Below are 19,437 nucleotides of genomic sequence, written 5' to 3'. Positions count from 1 at the left end.
CCGTGGCATGCCCGCCCGCGGCATCCGGGTGGTGCACGCAAGCCGCCGGCGTGGTGCCGTGGGCACGCCGGGCGTGCATGGCACTGCCGCGGACTTGCGTTGGGCGCCACACACACCGGCGCCACACTGGCGTAAATGGGCATTGGGCGATGGCACAAAGGTTGCCTAGTATGGAATCGTAAACCTGACCGATTGGTCAGGATTCCATCGGGAACCCGAGGGTGTCATGTCCGACCATATCGTCCTGACTTCGCACGCGCGCCGCGACAAGCCGGCCGAGCCGATCCACTGGGGTGCCCCCACGGCGGCCGAGCGCGGACCCGTGATCGCCAGCCTGGGCAACCCGGCGCAGCGCAATGTGATCGGCACCCACGCCGGCGCGTACGCCATCTACCGTGCGCTGGCGGTCGCCTCCGGCACGCTGCAGCGCGACCATCGTCCCGACCTGACCGATACCGCACCCGCCGAAGCCATCGGCCCGCATCCGCAATGGGGCGACCCGGACAAGATCGTCTCGCTCGACCCGTGGGGGCACCTGGTTTCCAGCGTCTTTGCCGACCGCATCGCCGCCGGCGTCGATATCCGCCCGACCATCGCGGTGACGCGCGCGCACATCAATATGCCGGAGCTGGTCTCGGCCATCGCCGCGGGCCGGCTCAAGCCCGACGGCGACCTGTTGCATGCCAATGGCGACGTGCGCGTGACCAAGGCGGCGGTCGATCCGGTGTGGTACCTGCCAGGCATGGCGGCCCGGTTCGGCATCAAGGAAAGCGTGCTGCGCCGCAGCCTGTTCGAGCAGACCGGCGGCATGTTCCCGGAACTGGTGACGCGGCCGGACCTGAAGGTTTTCTTGCCGCCGATCGGCGGCATGACGCTGTATTTCTTCGGCGATGTCAGCCAGCTGGGCAAGCCCGAGACCCGCGTGGCCTGCCGCGTGCACGATGAATGCAACGGATCGGATGTGTTCGGGTCAGACATCTGTACCTGCCGGCCGTACCTGGCACACGGCATCGAGGTGTGCATCGAGATGGCGCAGCAGGGCGGTGTCGGGCTGGTGGTCTACAACCGCAAGGAGGGGCGCGCGCTGGGCGAGGTGACCAAGTTCCTGGTCTACAACGCCCGCAAGCGCCAGGTTGGCGGCGACCGCGCCGAGACTTATTTTGCCCGTACCGAATGCGTGGCGGGCGTGCAGGACATGCGTTTCCAGGAGCTGATGCCGGATGTGTTCCATTGGCTGGGCATCCGCCGCATCGACCGCTGGGCGTCGATGAGCAACATGAAGCATGGCGCGCTGGTGGCGCAGGGCATCGAGGTGGTCGAGCAGGTGGCGATCCCCGAGGCCCTGATCCCCGCCGACGCCCGTGTCGAGATCGACGCCAAGGTGGCCGCCGGCTACTTCACGCACTACACGCCGCCGGATGCGAACGAACTAGCCCTGGCAAAGGGCAGGGGGTTGAACGAATGACGAGGTATCCCGAGGACAGTGCCGGCAACGAAGGCCATGGCAATGGCTGGCTGAGCCCGGTGCCCGAAGGGCATCCCGCAGCGGCGCTGCTGTGCGCCGAGGCGGTGCGCACCCATTGCGCGGCGGTCACCGAACACGTGGCCAGCGGCGCGTCCGAGCACTTCACCTGGCACCCGGACCGCGTGCATGCGATTGCCGATTACGTCGCCAGCACCATCCGGCAGCGCTATCCGGACCTGCAGGTGCCGTATCACAGCCGCTGGCGCCATTTCGAAAGCGGCGCGGGCGACCAGCGCACGGACCGCTGGCAGGTGCTGTGCGAGCGCGCGGCGCTGAGCGGTCCCGAGCATCGCGAGGAGCGCGCCCGCATCGGCATCGACCTGGTGATCCCCAGCGTGCTGCTGGATGCGGGCGCCGGGCCGGAGTGGCGCTACCGCGATCCGGCCAGCGACCTGGTGCTGACGCGTTCGGAAGGACTGGGCGCGGCCAGCTTCGACCTGTTCGCGCGCGGCGGCTTCTCCGCCGCGCCGGGCGACCCGCTGCGTGCCGATGCCGAGCGCCTGCAACGCATCGATGCCGACAGCATTGCCCATGCCTTCCAGGTCGCGCAGCACAACCCGCTGGTGGGCCTGGAAGGCCGCGCCGGGCTGCTGCGCCGGCTGGGCGAGGTGATGGACGCGACCCCGGCGCTGTTCGGCCGGCCGGCGCGGCTGGGCAACCTCTATGACTACCTGAAGGCGCACGCCGTCGGCGGCCAGCTCGATGCCGGCTTCCTGTTGCGCACGTTGCTGGTGGGGCTGGGGCCGGTGTGGCCCGGGCGGATCGTGCTAGAAGGCGTGTCGCTGGGCGACTGCTGGCGCCATCCGGCGGCCCCGGGCGGGCTGGTGCCGTTCCACAAGCTGACCCAGTGGCTGACTTATTCGCTGCTGGAGCCGCTCGAGGATGCCGGCCTGACCGTGACCGGCCTCGATGCGCTGACCGGCCTGCCCGAGTACCGCAACGGCGGCCTGCTGTACGACTTCGAGCTGATGGTGCCGCGCGACCACGGCTTTGCCGCCGAACCGCATGCGGTGGATGAGCCCGTCATCGTCGAATGGCGCGCGCTGACCGTCAGCGGCCTGGACCTGGTGGCCGATTGCGTGCGCCAGGCGCTGGGACTGGAGGAAGCGCAGTTCCCGCTGGCGCGCGTGCTGGAAGGCGGCACCTGGGCGGCGGGACGGCGCATCGCCGCCAAGCGCCGGCCGGGCGGCGCGCCGCCGTTTGCCATCACCAGCGACGGCACGGTGTTCTGAACGCGCCGCCCGCGCCGCGGGCGGCGTCGCCAACAGGCAAGGCTTGTGCAACGTGGCTTCAGGAGCGTCACCATGAACGACATGACCGCTGTTCCCGCAGTCGAGGCGCGCGCGCCGGATCCCGCCGACCTAGCCAGCCTGTCAGGCGTGATGGTAGTCGACCATCCGCTGGTGCAGCACAAGGTCACGCTGGTGCGCAGCGAGGAGACCACCACCGACAACTTCCGCCGCCTGGTGCGCGAGATCAGCCAGCTGCTGACGTACGAGGCCACGCGCGACCTGGCGATGGAGACCATCGCCATCCGCACGCCGATCGCGGCCACGCAGTCGCGCGTGCTGTCCGGCAAGAAGCTGTGCCTGGTGTCGATCCTGCGCGCGGGCAACGGCTTTATCGATGGCATGCTCGACCTGCTGCCGGCGGCGCGCGTCGGCCATATCGGCCTGTACCGCGATCCCGAGACGCTGGAGCCGATCGAGTATTACTTCAAGATGCCCGAGGACATCCAGGAGCGCATGGTGATCGTGGTCGACCCGATGCTGGCCACGGGCAATTCGGCCATCGCGGCACTGAACCGGCTGAAGGAGGCCGGCGTCACCACCATGAAGTATGTGTGCCTGATCGCCTCGCGTCCGGGCCTGCGCGCGCTGCGCAGCGCGCATCCGGACGTCGGCATCGTCACCGCGGCCATCGACGACACCCTCAACGAGCACGGCTATATCGTGCCGGGCCTGGGCGACGCCGGCGACCGCCTGTACGGCACGCGCTGATGGACTCGCGCGCCGGCCTGGCGCCGACACTGCGCGCGCCGCCCGCGCGCGCGGCGGCGGGCGGCCGCATCCGGCAGGAGAACCAGGCCATGATCCTGCGCGCGGCCGAGCATGTGTTCGCGCGCGCCGGGTTTGCCGGCGCCACCATGGCGGAGATTGCCATGCGCGCGGGGGTGCCCAAGTCGAACCTGCATTATTACTTCCGCACCAAGCAGGCGCTGTACCGCGCGGTGCTGGCGCACACGCTGCAGCTGTGGCTCTCGGAGGCCGAGGTAATCCGCGCCGAGCTGCCGCCGCAGGTGGCGCTGGAGCAGTACATCCGCGCCAAGATGCGGCTGTCGGCCAGCCATCCGGATGCGTCGCGGGTGTTCGCCAACGAGCTGCTGCACGGCGCGCCCGAGATCGGCGAGGTTTTGCGCCACGCCCTGCGCGAACTGGTGTCGCGCAAGGCCGCGGTGGTGCAGCACTGGATCGACCGCGGCCAGATGGCGCCGGTCGATCCGCAGCACCTGTTCTTCACCATCTGGGCCGCCACCCAGACCTACGCGGACTTTGAGTCGCAGGTCTGCGCGGTGCTGGGTATCAGCCGGCTGCAGCCACAGGACTATGCGCACGCCACCGAGCACGTGGTGGTGATGCTGCTGCGCGGCTGCGGCCTGGCACCGGCGCCGCTGGGCTGAGTTCATCCATACCGGATACCACGACACGACCCATGCTAGACCTGATCCTGCGGCATTGCAGCCTGCCCGACGGGCGCACCGGCATCGATATCGGCATCGCAGATGGACGCATCGCCGCCATCGAGCCAGCCCTGGCCGCGCGCGCGGGCGAAGAGATCGATGCCGCCGGCCAGCTGGTGACGCCGCCGTTCGTCGATGCGCACTTCCATATGGACTCGACGCTGTCGTACGGGCTGCCGCGCGTGAACCAGTCGGGCACGCTGCTGGAAGGCATTGCCTTGTGGGGCGAACTGAAGCCGTTGCTGACGCAGGAGGCCATCGTCGAGCGCGCGCTTGCCTATTGCGACTGGGCCGTGGCGCGGGGGCTGCTGGCGATCCGCTCGCATGTGGATGTGTGCGATCCGCGCCTGCTGGCGGTGGAGGCGCTGCTGCACGTGCGCGAACGCGTGCGGCCATACCTGGACCTGCAGCTGGTGGCGTTCCCGCAGGATGGCGTGCTGCGCGCGCCCGGCGCGCTTGCCAACCTGAAGCGCGCGCTGGAGCTGGGCGTCGACGTGGTCGGCGGCATTCCGCATTTCGAGCGCACCATGGCGCAGGGGGCGGAGTCGGTGCGGTTGCTGTGCGAGCTGGCGGCGGAGCGCGGCCTGCGCGTCGACATGCATTGCGACGAGAGCGACGATCCGCTGTCGCGCCATATCGAGACGCTGGCCAGCGAAACCGTGCGGCTGGGCCTGCAGGGCATGGTGGCGGGATCGCACCTGACGTCGATGCATTCGATGGACAACTACTACGTGTCCAAGCTGATCCCGCTGATGCGCGAGGCCGGCGTCGCGGCGATCGCCAATCCGCTGATCAACATCACGCTGCAGGGACGGCACGATACGTACCCCCGGCGCCGCGGCATGACGCGCGTGCCCGAGCTGATGGCGGCCGGCGTCCCGGTAGCCTTCGGCCACGATTGCGTGATGGACCCGTGGTATGGCCTGGGCTCCGGCGACATGCTGGAAGTGGCGCACATGGGCCTGCATGTGGCGCAGATGACCGGGCAGGAGGCGATGCGGGCCTGCTTCGACGCGGTCACCGCCACGCCGGCGCGCATCCTGGGGCTGGAGGGCTATGGCCTGGCGCCGGGCTGCCGTGCCGACCTGGTGCTGCTGCAGGCGCGCGATCCGGTCGAGGCGATCCGGCTGCGCGCCACGCGCCTGCGCGTGCTGCGCGCCGGCAAGACCATCGCCACCATGCCGCCGGCGACCGCGGCGCTGGCACTGCCGGGACGGCCCGCACAGGTGGATTTCCGGCGGGGCAGCGGTGCGGCATAGCCAGCACAAAGTTTTTTGCAGGCAGGTGTTGACAGTCCCGGCAGCACTCGGCATAATTTCGTTCTTCGCATCGCAGCCGCATCGTAGCAGCGACACGAAGCCCAGATGGCGGAATTGGTAGACGCACTAGGTTCAGGTCCTAGCGGTGGCAACACTGTGGAGGTTCGAGTCCTCTTCTGGGCACCAAAATTCGGAAAGGCTCGCGCAAGCGAGCCTTTTTTCGTTTCAGGCCATGCTCCATGGCAGCCACGTCCGCGCGAATCAATCCCGTCGTTCCCGCGCAGGCGGGAACCCAGTGACTTTCAAAGACGCTGGATTCCTGCCTGCGCGGGAATGACAGTAGGGTTTGATGCCTTAACTGAACGGTATTACGGCGCGAGCGGGTTTTTTTGTCCGTAGTCCTCGGCCATTGCCCGGGCCGTTGGTTCAGCGTGCCGGCGTCCCGTCGAGGTCCTGCGCCTCGCGCACGCAGTTGCGGCCCTCCGCCTTGGCGCGGTACATGGCCGCGTCGGCCGCGCCGAACAGGCGTTGCCAGTGACTCGCGCCGCCATGGCCGACGGCCACGCCAAAGCTGGCGGTCACGCCAAGCTGCGTGGTGCCGGACAGGTAGACCGGCCGCGAGGCAATGGCCGCACGCAGCGTTTCGGCCAGCGCCGCGGCTTCGCCGGGCCGGCCGTGCGGCAGCCACAGCGCAAATTCCTCGCCGCCGAAGCGGGCCAGCACGCCCTCGGCCGGCACCAGCGCGCGCATCTGCGCGGCGATATTGCGCAACACCTGGTCGCCGGCCGCATGGCCGTGGCGGTCATTGATCTGCTTGAAGCGGTCGACGTCGATCAGCACCAGGCTGGCGGTCTCGTGCGCCCCGTAGCCGGTCGCCAGCAGTTCCAGCGCGCGCCGGTTCAGCAGGCCGGTGAGGCTGTCGGTGCGGGCCTGCTGCTCCAGCTGCGCGGTCAGCGCGGCGCGCTCGCGCAGCTTGCGGCGCAGGATGTCGATGGCATCGAACAGGCGCCGCATCTCCGCGGCCTGGCCCATGCGCCTGGCCTGCATGGCGGCATCGCGTGGCTCGTGCGGCTCGTGCGGCTCGCCGCGATCCTCGGCCAGCGCGATCACCTCCGCCCGCGCGCGCAGCAGGGGCAGGAACACCGCGCGCCGCGCGAACACCAGCATGTAGCCCAGCACCGCGAGGATCAGCGCCGAAGTGCCGCACGCGGCCGCGAGCCGGCGCAGCGCGCGCTCGCGCGTGCTGGTGAAATGCGCCACCACCTCGTCCAGGAACACGCTGCGCAGCCGCTCCAGCGGCTCCAGCGTGGGCACGTAGCGGTTGGTCAGCTCGGTGGGCGTCATCGAGTAGTTGCCAGAGATGCGCCCCTGCGCGACCAGGCTGTCGACCATGGCCACGCCGCGGCCGAAGAACTGGTGGGCGGCGTCGGCATAGGCCTGTTCGAGCGCCGGTGCGGCGCCGAACATGTTGTACGCCGGCCCGGCCAGCTGCCACAGCTCCAGCAGCCGCCCGCGCGAGCGCGTCGCGTCGACCAGGCTCTGCACCGGCATCGGCTGGCGCGCCGCCACCGGCGCCATGATCTGCGATGCCATGCGCCCGGCGTACTCGCGCAGGTCGCCCAGCATCTTGCCGGTCAGCGCGGGCGCGGCCAGGCCGTCATCGCAAACGGAAAGCTCGCGCACCTGCCAGGCGATGGCCGGCTGCAGCGCGTCGACGACCTCGAACATGCCTTCGATGGCGTGGCGGATCTCGTCCATGTCGCGCTGCTGCGGCGCGCGCGCGGCAAGTTCGTCGATCTCGGCGCGCGCCCGCGCCAGGCGCTCGCGCACGCGCTCGACCATCAGCGGCGGCAGGTGATGGCTGTGCAGGCCGAAGGGGGCCGGCGGCGGCGCGGACAGCCGCGCCAGCGCGGCGTCGCTGCGGGCGCGCAACGCCTGCAGGCGCGCGCGTGCCGCGCTGTGGGGCGAGGGCGGTTCGCCCAGCACGCTGTTGGCCGGGCCGCGTTCGGCGGACAGCGTGTTGGCGGCGTCGAGCACGTCGCGGTACGCCGAGATGTCGTACAGGTTCTGCCGGGCCGCGGCGAAGTCGCCGTACGAGGCGGCGATCACCAGCGCCGCCAGCACCACCGTGCACAGGCCGCCCACCGTGGTCGCCACCGCCAGCTTGCGCTGCAGGCTGCGGCGCGGTCCGTTGCCGGCGGTCAGGGCGGTGCGGGTGCCGGGATCAAGCTGTTGGGCGCGTTGCCGCAGGGCCATGCTGTCTCCACCCGGCTGCCAGTGGCCGGGCCATGCGTGAAATTTCTGACAATCCCGACATTATTGACGAAAAGGCCGCGGCACCTGTCCAAATCTTCCGCGATTCGCGCCGGCGACAGCGGCCCCGGCCGCTCTTCTGCGGGCTTTCGCGGGCGCGCGCAGCCGAACATTCGCGGCTAACGCTGGCGGGGCATTTGACCTATGCTCAAGCTCATCGGGCAGGCATTTATAACGTCCCGAAGGTGGTTGCCATGACTGTGGTCTTGTCATCATCGAGAGAGAGGGAGGCGGGCACGAGCCCCGGATGGCACGGCTGTGCCGCGCATCCCGGCATCGTCCACCATCACCTGCATTACTGCGCCATGCTGGCCATGCTGATGTGTGCGCTGGCCCACGCAGACGAAGCCTTGCCGGATATCCACGGCGCTTCCGGCTCTGATCCGCCGCTGCAGGCAAGCCTGGCGCAAGCCGGTCCTGCGGAACCGGCGCAGGTTTCCGGGCCGCCGGCCGCCGGCTCCGAAGCGAGCGGCTGGATGGTCCAGCCGCTGGAACCGGTGGTGGTCGAATACGCGGCGGTGGCGCCGCCATCCTCATTCCCAACTTCTTCCGCATCGCCACGCGCGCTCGGCGCCGGGCCCGATGACGATGCCCCGGGCCTCGCCGCCGTGGATCGCGAGACCGCGGCCATGCCCGAGCGTGCGCGCCGGTTGGCGCTGCATCTCGACGACATCACCACCGCCAGCGGCTTTGCCGACAATCGCGTGCGCACCATGGCGCTGGCAGTCGATGCCGTGGTGCCGCGCGCCGGCGGGCTGACCATCCAGCCGCGGCTGCAGCTGGCCTACCAGCCCGGCACGAGCGCGGACCCGAACAAGCTGGCGCAGGCGATGCCCGGCGATGCCAGCGCCACCGGCATCGGCGTGCGCCTGTACGGCGCGCAGCCGACGCGGCTGGCCGGCATCTATCCGTTCGTCGAGGCCGACTGGTGGCAGGAGAGCCGCAAGCAGGTCATCAATATCAACGGCACCAAGATCGATGCCGACCTGCTGCGCGGATTGTTCTCGTTCAATATCGGCGCGCATGGCAATACCAAGACCGGCGTGAAGCTGTGGTTCAAGGTCAGGGCGGGGCGCAACCCGAGCGGCACCGTCGGTGCGCGCTATCGATGGTAGCGCTGTTGGGGGCAGTCGCGCGCAAGGCGCGCGGCAACAAAAAAGGGCTTCCGTTTCCGGAAGCCCTTTTTCTTTCTGCATAGGTGGCGCGGCTGGCAGGATTCGAACCCACGACCCCTTGGTTCGTAGCCAAGTACTCTATCCAACTGAGCTACAGCCGCACACGAGAGGCGCAATTGTATCGCAATTATTGATTTGCGCAAGCCCCCCGCCGAAAAATCTTCAACGGCCGCCTCCGGCCTCAGCCCGCGGATTCCGACCAGACGCCGTCCGCTTCCCGCGCCTTGCCTTCGTCGCGCAGCTTGATCAGGTGCGCCAGCAGCGAGCGCTGCGCGACCGGGTGCATGCGGGGCGGCACATCGTCATAGACACGCAGCACCAGTTCGCCGAGCGCGGCAGGGCCGAGTTCGCGCAGCGCGCCGGCGACCTTGGCCTCGCGCTGCAGGCGGTGCCGCACCAGGATGCGGATAGCGTCCTGCGGGCGCGCGATCAGGAAGCCGTGTCCCGGCGCCAGCCACTCCAGGTCTTCTTCCTGCAGCGCCGCGAGCGAGTCGAGGTAGGCGCGCATGTCGCCATCGGGCGGGCCGATCACCACCGTCGATCCCTGCATCACGTGGTCGCCGGTGAAGAGCGTCTTTTCTTCCTCGAGCAGGTAGCAGAGGTGGTTGGACGCATGGCCGGGGGTGTGGCAGACCCGCAGCGTGCAATCGTCGGCGAGGGCCAGGCGTTCGCCGTGCTGCAGTTCGCGCTGCGGGGCGAAGGTGGTGTCCTGCCAGGGGCCGGCGGGAGCGGCGCGCCCCAGCGCGGTGGCACCGGTGGCGGCCTGCAATGCCGCCGCCGCGGGCGAATGGTCCAGGTGCGTATGCGTGGCGAGGATCCAGCGGATCGGCCCGGGCGCAGCTTCCAGGATGGCGTGCACATGCTCGCCATCATCCGGGCCCGGATCGATCACGGCCCATTCGTTGCGCGCTCCGCCGCCGACCAGGTAGGTGTTGGTGCCCGGGCCGGTCATCACGCTGCCGTTGTTGGCCGTGACGCGCCATACCCGCTGCGACAACTGCACCGGCACGCCGGGGGCCAGTTCGTAGCGCCCGTGTACCTTGCCGTCGGGATCGATGCGGCCGATCTCGGCGTAGCAGGGCTCGTTCGGCATCACCGGGCGCACGCCCGCCGCACCGGTGGCCAGCCGCGGCATGATGCAGGCGATGCCGCGCAACTGCGAGAAGTACGCAAAGCAGGCCGCGGCGGTCTCGAACTGCGCGATCGAGCCGAGCGTGCGGCGCGTGACATGCATCATCGGCAGGCCGCTGGCCGGGTCGGCGGCCTCGGCCGGGCGCACCCAGCGGTGCTCGACGATTTCGGTGCCGTCGGGCACGGCCAGCTGGCCCTCCGGAGCGATGGCGACAAAGAAGCGGGTATCGAAGCGCTTGGGCAGGCCGGGCGGCGTCAGCCAGTAGCTGTGATAGGCCAGGCGGTCCGCCGCCAGGCGCAGGCCGAGCTGCTCGCAGGCGTGGGCCAGTCCGGGACCGCCGCGTTGCACGGCGTCGCGCAGCAGCGCCTGCTGCGCGGCATCCAGTTCGTGCGGCGCGCGCAGGCGCCCCTCATGATCGCAGGCGAACAGCAGGCCGGCCTCTTCGAAGCATTCGCGTACCGCGGCGAGGTAGAAGTCCAGGCCGCTGGCCGGCAGGCCCAGGCGCTCGCTGGCGATCGCGTCATCGAGGCCGTGGGCGTGCGCGTGCAGGTGACGGTCTTGCGCATCGAGGGTGCCGCCCGGAAAAACATAGGCGCCGCTGCTGCGGTCGTTGGCGCGTTCGACGCGGCGCACCAGCAGCACCTCCATGCCGGCGGGAGCATCGCGCACCACCAGCAGGCTGGCGGCCGTGCGCAACAGCGGGGTGGGGTTGGCAGGGCGGTTGCCGCTTGTCTCTGTGGTTGTCATTTGTCGGCATCGTGGGTTGTACGCGCGTCGCGCCGGGGGCAAGGCAGGCCAGGCCAGGCGCGGCCGCGTGCGCTAGTTTAGCCGCGTTCGCGGATTCGAAAGTCCGGGGAATCCCGGCGCCGCGGTCGCTGCCATGGTCTCCGGACCCGGCGGCCCGAGCGGGCCGGCTTTGGCTTTTCCGGCCACAGGCAGTAACCTGATAGCTCCGCTTCACTTTCCGGAGCGCCACCGCCGGCGCTCCCATCGGAGGAGGTCCGCGTGATCCGAGCTTCTTACCTGTGCCTGACGGTTGCGTGCCTGGTGGCGGCCTGCGAGACGCCGCCGCAGCTGGCTCCGCGCCCGGTGCCGCCGCCCACCACCCGCATCACCGTCGATCCCCAGGCCATGTCCCGCGCGGCATCCGCGGCCTGCGAGCCGGCGGTGGCGGAAGCGCTGCAGCGCCGCTATCCGCAACCCGGCAGCGTCATGCTGATGGCCGATCGCGAGCAGTACTACCAGCGCCCCAACGCGCAGACCTCGGTCAACGGCGAGGGCGTGTTCGAGCCGGACGACAGCTCGTCCGCGATCGGCTTCCACTACGCCTGCCTGTACAACGCCCGCACCGGCAAGGTCGATGATGTCCAGATGCGGTACTGAACCGCACCGTCTTGCCTGACTTTGATACCCGGCCGCAAGGCTGACAGGAGAACCGCATGCCATACCTGATCGAAACCGTCGACAAGCCCGACCACCAGCACGTGCGCCAGGCCGCCCGCGCCAGCCACCTGGACTACCTCGACGCCCACAAGGCGCTGCTGCTGGCCTGCGGTGCCAAGCTCAACGATGACGGTTCCGACGCCGGCGGCGGCGTCTATATCGTCGACGTCGACAGCCGCGAGGCCGCGCAGCGTTTTATCGACGCCGACCCGTTCGCCGCGGCGGGCCTGTTTGCCGAGGTGCGCATCGTGCGTTGGCGCAAGGCCTATCTCGACGGCACCCGCCGTCTCTGAGCGACCGCGCAGGCTGCTCATCCGCCGTGCCGGGCCTTTTCGTAGCCTGGCCGCGTGGCTTATCATGCACCCCTTCGCCGTAGGGTCTTACCCTTGGTGCGCCCGGTCTCGGATCCCCGCATTCGAGTCATTGACAGGGTCGTAGCACGCGGACAAGATGCGACGGACAGATGCGCCTTCGGGACGACATGCCGGCAGTCATAGCCGAAATGCCCGGAGAACAAGCAAGAACTTTGGGAATCGGGGTCATGAAGCCTATCTTTCGTCAATTGGCGGGCGCGGTCACGCTCGCCGTCATGCTGTCCGGCTGCGCCACCGGGCCAGACTATGCTGGCAACCCGGCGGCGGCCGAGCAGCCGCCTTCCGACCAGGCCATGAAGGCCTTGTCCGCCGAGGTTTTCACCTTTGCCTATCCGATGGTGCTGATGGACGTGACGCGCGAACTGATGACGCTGCGCACGCCCGTCAACACCTTCAGCCACAAGCGCACCTTCCCGGACGCGACCTTCACCGATGTGGTCAGCCCCAATGCCGACACGCTGTACTCGTCGGCGTGGCTGGACCTGTCGCGCGAGCCGGTGATCCTGTCCGTGCCCGATACGCGCGGGCGCTATTACCTGATGCCGCTGATGGATGCCTGGACCAATGTGTTTGCCGCGCCGGGCAAGCGCACCACCGGCACCCGCCGCGGCAACTTCGCCATCACCGGTCCGGACTGGCGCGGCACGCTGCCCAGGGGCGTGCAGGAGATCCGCTCGCCCACGTCGATGGTCTGGCTGATTGGCCGTACGCAGGCCAGCGGCAAGCAGGATTTCGCGGCGGTGCACCGGCTGCAGGACCAGTACCGGCTGACGCCGCTGTCGGCCTGGGGTGGCGGCCGCCGCGTGCCGGACAAGGCAGCCGCACGGCCCGCGCTGGACCCCAACAGCGCCCCGGTCGAGCAGGTGGCGGCCATGGACGCGCAGGCGTTCTTCACGCGTTTTGCCGCGCTGCTGCCGGCCAACCCGCCGGCGCCGGCCGACAGCGCCATGGTCGAGAAAATGCGCCGCATGGGCATCCGCCCCGGTGTGCCATTCAAGACCACGGTGATGGAGCCGTCCACCGCGCGGGCCGTGCAGGAAGGGGCCACCGCCGCGCTGGCGGCGATCGAGCAGGCGGCGCGCAAGGGTAATGCCGATGCGGGCAACGGCTGGGTCATGCATCGCGACCTGGGCACCTACGGCACCAGCTATGGCCGACGCGCGGTCACGGCGTGGGTGGGGCTGGGCGCCAACCTGCCGGAGGATGCGATCTACGCCTCTACCCGCACCGATGCCAACGGCAAGCCGCTGCAGGGCGGGGCGCGCTACGTGCTGCACTTCGACAAGAACCAGCTGCCGCCGGCGCGCGCGTTCTGGTCGCTGACGCTGTACAACGAGCGCCAGGCCTTTGTCCCGAACCCGATCCAGCGCTATGCCATCGGCAGCCGCGACCGCCTGCGCTACAACCGCGACGGCTCGCTCGACATCTACATCCAGCATGAGCGCCCGGCCGGCGCCAAGGCCGCCAACTGGCTGCCGGCGCCGCCCGATGGCCTGAACATGATGCTGCGCGCGTACTGGCCGGAACAGGCGCTGCTGGACGGCAGCTGGATGCCGCCGCCGGTGATGCGTGTGAACTGATCGGCCGAGGGCCGGCAGGCAAACAGGCCGCATGCCCCGACGGGCATGCGGCCTGTTTTTTTACGCCGCGGTGATCTGCGTAAGGGTGGCTTGTCAGTGCGCTTGCGTGGCGCAGGCGGTGCAGGCGCCGGCCGCGTGCGGAACTGGTGCCGCGCCGGCTGCGGGGGTGCGCTCGACGCGCTTCCATGTCGCGATCTCCGGCGCCGACAGGCGCTGGCGCAGCGCGCGCGCCGCGCTGACCATGTTGGCCAGCGCCGCTTCGGTTTCTTCCCAGCCGCGTGTCTTCAGCCCGCAGTCGGGGTTGACCCACAGCCGCTGCGGCGGCACCACCTCGCAGGCACGGTCCAGCAGCCGCTCCATCGCCTGCACCGACGGCACGCGCGGCGAGTGGATGTCATAGACGCCCGGACCGATCTCGTTGGGATAGTCAAAGTCGCCAAAGCCTTCCAGCAGTTCCATCGCCGAGCGCGAGGTCTCGATGGTGATCACGTCGGCGTCCATTGCCGCGATGGCGGGCAGGATGTCGTTGAATTCGGCATAGCACATATGCGTGTGGATCTGGGTCTGGTCCCGCACGCCGCTGGCCGACAGGCGGAACGCGCTCACCGCCCAATCCAGGTAGGCGTCCCAGTCGGCGCGGCGCAGAGGCAGCCCTTCGCGCAGCGCCGGCTCATCGATCTGGATCACGCGGATGCCTGCCTGCTCGAGGTCGCAGACCTCGTCGCGGATCGCCAGCGCGAGCTGGCGCGCGGTGGTTGCGCGCGGCTGGTCGTCGCGCACGAAGGACCACTGCAGCATGGTGATGGGGCCGGTCAGCATGCCCTTCATCGGCCGTTCGGTCAGCGACTGCGCGTAGCGGGCGGTGTCGACCGTGATCGGTTCCGGGCGGTACACGTCGCCGTAGATCACCGGCGGCTTGACGCAGCGCGAGCCGTAGCTCTGGACCCAGCCGTTCTCGGTGAAGCCATAGCCGCACAACTGCTCGCCAAAGTATTCGACCATGTCGTTGCGCTCAGCCTCGCCATGTACCAGCACGTCCAGCCCCAACGCTTCCTGCTTGCGCACCGCCAGCGCGATCTCGGCGCGGATGCGCTCGAGGTATTCCAGCGCGCCGATCTCGCCGCGCTTGAACGCCGCACGGGTCTGGCGGATCTCAGTGGTCTGCGGGAACGAGCCGATGGTGGTGGTCGGCAGCAGTGGCAGCGCAAGGGCCTTGCGCTGGCGTTCGATGCGCTCGGCGAAGGGGCTGGCGCGGTGCGCCATCGCGTCATCCACGCCAGCCAGGCGCTGCTGCACGCGCGGATTGACCACGCGCCGCGAGGCCCGGCGCGACGCCTGGGCGGCGTCCGACGCGCTCAGGGCATCGGCGACGGCACCGTCGCCCTGGTTCAGCGCGCGGGCCAGCACCGACAGTTCATCGAGCTTTTCGGTGGCGAAGGCAAGCCAGGATTTCAGCTCGGCATCCAATCGCGTTTCATGTGCCAGCGACACCGGCACATGCAGCAGCGAGCACGACGGCGCCAGCCACAGGCGCTCGTCCAGCGCGCCGTGCAGCGGGCGCAGCAGGTCCAGCACGCGGCGCAGGTCGGTGCGCCAGATATTGCGGCCGTCGATCACGCCCAGCGACAGCACCGCCTGTTCGGGTAGCACGGCCTGCCATGCCGCCAGCTGCGCGGGGGCGCGCACCAGGTCGATATGGAAGCCGTCGACCGGCAAGGCAGCCGCGCGTTGCGCGTGGTCGGCGGCTGTATCGAAGTAGGTGGCCAGCAGCAGCTTCGGTCCCGCGCCTTGCAGCGTGGCGTAGGCAGTATCGAAGGCATCGAGCCACGCCGGTGCCAGATCCAGGCACAGCGCCGGCTCGTCGATCTGCACCCATTCGATGCCGCGTGCCTTCAACTGGCCCAGGATGCGGCGATATGCCTGCAAAAGCCGCGGCAGCAGCGACAGCCGGTCGAAGCCGGGCACATGGCTCTTCGACAGCCACAGGTAGGTGACCGGGCCGATCAGCGCCGGACGCGCGCGCAGCCCTAGTGCCAGCGCTTCATCGGTTTCCTCGAAGAACCATTGCGGGCCGCCGTCGAAGGTGGTGTCGGCGTCCAGCTCCGGCACCAGGTAGTGGTAGTTAGTGTCGAACCACTTGGTCATTTCCATGGCCGGCTGCTCGCGGTTGCCGCGGGCCAGCTCGAAATACTGCGCCAGCGTCAGTTGCGCCGGGTCGAAACCGAAGCGGCGCGGCAGCGCGCCCAGCAGCGCGGTGAGGCTCAGCATCTGGTCGTACCAGGCAAAGTCGCCGGTGGCCACGGTGTCCAGGCCGCGCTCCGCCTGCAGTTGCCAGTGGCGGCGGCGCAGTTCGGCGGCCGCGGTGCGCAGTTCGGCCTCGGTGCGTTCGCCGCGCCAGAACGCTTCCTGCGCGAATTTCAGTTCACGGCGTTCGCCGATGCGGGGAAAGCCGAGGATATGGGTGCGTGCCATGGTGTTGCTCCGGTAGAGGTCTGGCGCACAGTGTCGGTTTGCCCTTAAAATGAATCAAGCGACAAGTTTTAAACAATATATGAACCGATTTCATATCAAGGCGAAAGAGCGGCAGCGCGGGTACCGGGCATGATCGAAGTCCGCCATTTGCGTTCGCTGGTGGCCATTGCCGAATCGGGCAAGCTGGCCACCGCGGCCGAGCGCGTGCATGTCAGCCAGTCCGCGCTGTCGCACCAGATCAAGGCGATCGAATCGCACTACGGCTTGCCGCTGTTCGACCGCACCCGCCAGGGCCTGCGCTTCACGCCAGCGGGCGAGCGCCTGCTGGCGCTGGCGCGCGAGGCGCTGGCCGCGGTCAGCGCGGCCGAGCGCGATATCGAACGGCTCAAGGGCGACACCCGCGGCGAGTTGCGCGTGGTGCTGGAATGCCATACGTGCTTCGACTGGCTGATGCCGGTGATGGACGAATTCCGCCGGCGCTGGCCCGAAGTGGAGGTGGACCTGGTCGCCGGTTTCCATGCCGATCCGATCGCGCTGCTGCGCAACGGCCGCGCCGACATGGTCATCGGCTCGCAGCCGGCGGCGCGGCGCGGGCTGGAGGTGGCGCCGCTGTTCCGCTTCGAGATCCTCGCAGTCATGGCCAACGAACACCGGCTGCGCAACAAGCGCCGCATCGAAGCCGCCGACCTTGCCGGCGAAACGCTGATTACCTACCCGGTGCCCGAGTCACGCATCGACCTGATCCGCGAGGTGCTCGAACCCGCCGGCATCCACCTGGAGCGGCGTACCGCCGAGCTGACGGTGGCGGTGCTGCAACTGGTGGCCAGCCGCCGCGGCGTGGCGGCGCTGCCCAACTGGGGCGTCAAGAACTACGTCGACCACGACTACGTGCTGGCCAAGCGCATCGGCGCCAAAGGGCTGTGGAGCGAACTCTACGCGACCGTGCCGGCCGCGATGGCGCGGCGGCCCTACGTGGCGGATTTTGTCGCGATCGTGCGCGATACCTGCGCGGCGCAGCTCGACAGTATCGAGCTGCTGGCGCCGGCGGCGTAGCGGCGCCTGGATCGATTCAGGCCGTCAGCATCAGTTCGGCGGCGCGGTCGCCACGGGTGACGGCGCGCGGCGCCGGCTCGGCCACCGTGTCGTCGTCCGGATCCTCGACGTCCGCCAGCAGCAGCTCCACGTCGTAGCCGTTATCGAGGCGGCGGAGGAACAGCCACAGCAGTCCGGCATCGTCTGCCGTCAGCGTGGCATGCATCACGGCCTGCGCGGCGGCGTCGAAGCTCAGCTGCTGCAGTGACAGCCCGGTACGGCGCGCATTGGCCAGCACCCATTCCATCGCGCCGAACAGATCGGCAGGGGCGAGTCGCAGCGACAGGCGCAGGGTGGCGAGAGGGCAGGTGGCTGGCATGTGTCGTTTCCGGCAGTGGATCTATGCAGGTAAATTTACCAGCCGTGCCGCAGAATTGGCTTTCTGATTTTCTCGGTATCCGGGGCAATATCAGTTGATTCCTCTTGATTTGATAGAATCTGCGGGAGATTATTCCTGAGCGATGGTTCTTGATGGCACAGTCACCCAAACTTGACGACACCGACCGCCGCATCCTGCGCGAACTTCGGCGCGACGGCCGCCTGTCCAATGCGCGCCTGGCGGAGCAGGTGGGCCTGTCCGCCACGCCATGCTGGAACCGCGTGCGCGCGCTGGAAGAAAGCGGGGTCATCGAAGGCTACGCCGCGCTGCTGAACCAGAGGGCGCTGGGCTTGCCCGACACCGTGCTGATCGAAGTCACGCTGGAGCGGCACGACGACGACATGCTGTACCGCTTCGGCAAGGCCCTGGCGGAACTGCCGGAGGTGATGGAGGCCTACCTGCTGACCGGGGAATACGACTACCTGATCAAGGTGGCGGTGGCCGGCACGCAGGGCTATGAGGAATTCCTGCGGCACAAGCTCTACAAGCTGCCCGGCCTGCGCCACAGCCGCTCGACCTTCGTGCTGCGCACCCTCAAGCGCGAGACTTCGGTCGAGCCGTGATCAGGCGGTCCTGAGCACTTCGCTGGTGGTGTTGCGCAACGCGCGCAGGGCCTCGTTGCATTGCTGCGGCGTGGTGGGGTGCACCAGCACCGCCCAGCGGCCATGCTGCACAGCCTCGCGTACCGGCGTGATCACCAGCTGGTGGTCCGGCCGAGCGGTCATCAGGCCCGCCAGCAGCATGCCGAACACCACCCCCAGGAAGATCGCCGCGCCGGCCGCCAGGCCCGGGCTCTGCATCACGGCATCCACTTCCTGCCGGTGCAGGATGCCGATCACGGCGAGGCCGATAATGGCGCCCAGCGCCGCAATGATCAGGTGCGAGCGCACCGCGGTGTGGACGATGCCATCATTCTCGGGCTCGAGCTTGCGGCCGAAATGGGCCTCGTAGGGGTGCACCAGCCGTACCTGCCCCCGCTTCAGGTGCGCCTCGTAGCAAACGCGCTCGGCGGCGCTGCTGGCGGCGAGCTTGGTGTCGAACAATGCTGCGAGCTTGGTGCCTGCGGCCTCGGCACTCAATGGATTGGCTGTCATGGCGAACTCCTGCTGCGGCCGTCCCGCGAGGCGGGTGGTGCGCATTGTTTCCGTGCCCGCCGGGGACGACCCATGTCCTGTAAACCGAGTCTAGAGACCCGTTTGAAGCGGCTGCATAAGTCGACGGCGCTTGCGCTTGTAGGAATTGGCCGACCACCCCGCAGCCCGGCCCGGCGGGGGAATTCCAGCGCGAACGTCCGATTCCGCTCATAATGTCGGCGGTGCCGGGCTGCGCCCCCGCCTTTTGACCAAGAATTCCGGTATGAACGACACAGAAATTGAGCTGATCGACTCGGCGCGCCTGCCGACGCGATTCGGCGACTTCACGGCGCACGCCTTCAAGGGCGCCGATTCAGGCATCGAGCACCTGGCCCTCAGCGTGGGCGATGTGGCGGGCGACAACGTGCTGATCCGCATGCATTCCGAATGCCTGACCGGTGACGTGTTCGGCTCTTGCCGCTGCGATTGCGGGCCGCAGCTCGAACTCGCCATGGAAAAGATCGCCGCCGAGGGCCGCGGCATCCTGCTGTACCTGCGCGGCCATGAAGGTCGTGGCATTGGCCTGGCGGAAAAGATCCGGGCCTACCGCCTGCAAGACGGCGGCCTCGACACCGTCGACGCCAACCTGGCGCTGGGCCAGGCCATCGATGCCCGCAACTATGCCTTTGCCGCGGACCTGCTGCACCAGTGGGGCGTCAAATCCGTGCGCCTGATGAGCAACAATCCGCTGAAGGCCGCCGCGCTCGAGAAGGCCGGCATTACCGTCTCGGAGCAACTGCGCCATATCGTGCCGTCCAACGCCGAAAACGAGAAGTACCTGGCGACCAAGCGAACGCGGATGGGACATCTGCTCGACTGA

General features: G+C 68.9%; 17 protein-coding genes and 2 tRNA genes. 13 read left to right on the top strand and 6 right to left on the bottom strand.

The features are described 5' to 3' along the window. The first annotated feature begins 226 nt into the window (after positions 1–226). The 6 genes from ACEI37_RS01635 to ACEI37_RS01610 all read left to right on the top strand — a co-directional run bounded on the left by ACEI37_RS01635 (position 227) and on the right by ACEI37_RS01610 (position 5,710). A complete protein-coding gene (locus ACEI37_RS01635) occupies positions 227–1,465 on the top strand; it encodes a GTP cyclohydrolase II (RefSeq protein ID WP_373377018.1) in 1,239 nt (412 codons plus the stop codon). Beyond that, positions 1,462–2,757, top strand: coding sequence for a URC4/urg3 family protein (locus tag ACEI37_RS01630; protein ID WP_373377017.1), 1,296 nt, complete (start codon positions 1,462–1,464; stop codon positions 2,755–2,757). Before ACEI37_RS01635 ends, ACEI37_RS01630 begins: the two co-directional genes overlap by 4 nt. A 72-nt stretch (positions 2,758–2,829) precedes the next feature. Continuing rightward, positions 2,830–3,525, top strand: coding sequence for a uracil phosphoribosyltransferase (gene upp, locus ACEI37_RS01625; RefSeq protein WP_373377016.1), 696 nt, complete (start codon positions 2,830–2,832; stop codon positions 3,523–3,525). Beyond that, positions 3,525–4,205, top strand: coding sequence for a TetR/AcrR family transcriptional regulator (locus tag ACEI37_RS01620; protein WP_373377015.1), 681 nt, complete (start codon positions 3,525–3,527; stop codon positions 4,203–4,205). The genes upp and ACEI37_RS01620 overlap by 1 nt, the downstream gene beginning before the upstream one ends. 32 nt (positions 4,206–4,237) lie before the next feature. Then, positions 4,238–5,524: an amidohydrolase family protein gene (locus ACEI37_RS01615; protein WP_373377014.1), complete on the top strand. Its 1,287-nt coding sequence runs from the start codon at positions 4,238–4,240 to the stop codon at positions 5,522–5,524. 99 nt (positions 5,525–5,623) lie between these two features. Then, positions 5,624–5,710 (top strand) — tRNA-Leu (locus ACEI37_RS01610). 240 nt (positions 5,711–5,950) lie between these two features. Here the strand turns inward: ACEI37_RS01610 and ACEI37_RS01605 are convergent. Then, a complete protein-coding gene (locus ACEI37_RS01605; RefSeq protein WP_373377013.1) occupies positions 5,951–7,780 on the bottom strand; it encodes a GGDEF domain-containing protein in 1,830 nt (609 codons plus the stop codon). 251 nt (positions 7,781–8,031) lie between these two features. Here ACEI37_RS01605 and ACEI37_RS01600 point away from each other — a divergent pair, with 251 nt between their 5' ends. Continuing rightward, a complete protein-coding gene (locus ACEI37_RS01600; protein WP_373377012.1) occupies positions 8,032–8,952 on the top strand; it encodes a hydrolase in 921 nt (306 codons plus the stop codon). Positions 8,953–9,036: 84 nt separating this feature from the next. Here ACEI37_RS01600 and ACEI37_RS01595 read toward each other — a convergent pair. Together ACEI37_RS01595 and ACEI37_RS01590 are read right to left on the bottom strand one after the other, a co-directional pair. Further along, positions 9,037–9,113 (bottom strand) — tRNA-Arg (locus tag ACEI37_RS01595). Between the two features lie 80 nt (positions 9,114–9,193). After that, a complete protein-coding gene (locus ACEI37_RS01590; protein ID WP_373377011.1) occupies positions 9,194–10,891 on the bottom strand; it encodes an MBL fold metallo-hydrolase in 1,698 nt (565 codons plus the stop codon). A 258-nt stretch (positions 10,892–11,149) separates the two neighbouring features. Here ACEI37_RS01590 and ACEI37_RS01585 point away from each other — a divergent pair, with 258 nt between their 5' ends. From ACEI37_RS01585 to ACEI37_RS01575, 3 genes are all read left to right on the top strand, one after another. Next, the gene (locus tag ACEI37_RS01585) at positions 11,150–11,527 is read left to right on the top strand and encodes a short-chain fatty acid transporter (RefSeq protein WP_115713090.1); all 378 of its coding nucleotides are present in this window, start codon (positions 11,150–11,152) and stop codon (positions 11,525–11,527) included. A gap of 56 nt (positions 11,528–11,583) precedes the next feature. Further along, complete coding sequence (locus ACEI37_RS01580; RefSeq protein ID WP_373377010.1) at positions 11,584–11,880, top strand: YciI family protein; 297 nt, start codon at positions 11,584–11,586, stop codon at positions 11,878–11,880. 248 nt (positions 11,881–12,128) lie between these two features. Continuing rightward, positions 12,129–13,541: a DUF1254 domain-containing protein gene (locus ACEI37_RS01575; RefSeq protein WP_373377009.1), complete on the top strand. Its 1,413-nt coding sequence runs from the start codon at positions 12,129–12,131 to the stop codon at positions 13,539–13,541. Between the two features lie 93 nt (positions 13,542–13,634). Here the strand turns inward: ACEI37_RS01575 and metE are convergent, their stop codons facing one another. Then, positions 13,635–16,013: a 5-methyltetrahydropteroyltriglutamate--homocysteine S-methyltransferase gene (gene metE / locus ACEI37_RS01570; protein ID WP_373377008.1), complete on the bottom strand. Its 2,379-nt coding sequence runs from the start codon at positions 16,011–16,013 to the stop codon at positions 13,635–13,637. 129 nt (positions 16,014–16,142) lie between these two features. Here metE and ACEI37_RS01565 point away from each other — a divergent pair, with 129 nt between their 5' ends. After that, a complete protein-coding gene (locus tag ACEI37_RS01565) occupies positions 16,143–17,066 on the top strand; it encodes a LysR family transcriptional regulator (protein WP_373377007.1) in 924 nt (307 codons plus the stop codon). Between the two features lie 16 nt (positions 17,067–17,082). Here the strand turns inward: ACEI37_RS01565 and ACEI37_RS01560 are convergent, their stop codons facing one another. Next, positions 17,083–17,424 (bottom strand): AsnC family transcriptional regulator, encoded by a 342-nt coding sequence (locus ACEI37_RS01560; RefSeq protein ID WP_373377006.1) that lies wholly within the window; start codon positions 17,422–17,424, stop codon positions 17,083–17,085. Between the two features lie 152 nt (positions 17,425–17,576). Here ACEI37_RS01560 and ACEI37_RS01555 point away from each other — a divergent pair, with 152 nt between their 5' ends. Then, complete coding sequence (locus tag ACEI37_RS01555) at positions 17,577–18,047, top strand: Lrp/AsnC family transcriptional regulator (RefSeq protein WP_373377005.1); 471 nt, start codon at positions 17,577–17,579, stop codon at positions 18,045–18,047. Here ACEI37_RS01555 and ACEI37_RS01550 read toward each other — a convergent pair whose 3' ends face one another. Next, positions 18,048–18,578, bottom strand: coding sequence for a riboflavin biosynthesis protein RibA (locus ACEI37_RS01550; protein WP_373377004.1), 531 nt, complete (start codon positions 18,576–18,578; stop codon positions 18,048–18,050). A gap of 262 nt (positions 18,579–18,840) precedes the next feature. Between ACEI37_RS01550 and ribA the strand changes: the two genes are divergently transcribed. After that, a complete protein-coding gene (ribA, locus tag ACEI37_RS01545; RefSeq protein ID WP_062802974.1) occupies positions 18,841–19,437 on the top strand; it encodes a GTP cyclohydrolase II in 597 nt (198 codons plus the stop codon).

It is taken from the genome of Cupriavidus nantongensis (genome assembly GCF_041726985.1).
In the GTDB taxonomy this organism is placed as follows: Bacteria; Pseudomonadota; Gammaproteobacteria; order Burkholderiales; family Burkholderiaceae; genus Cupriavidus; species Cupriavidus nantongensis_A.
This window is presented reverse-complemented; position numbering and strand designations above follow the sequence as displayed.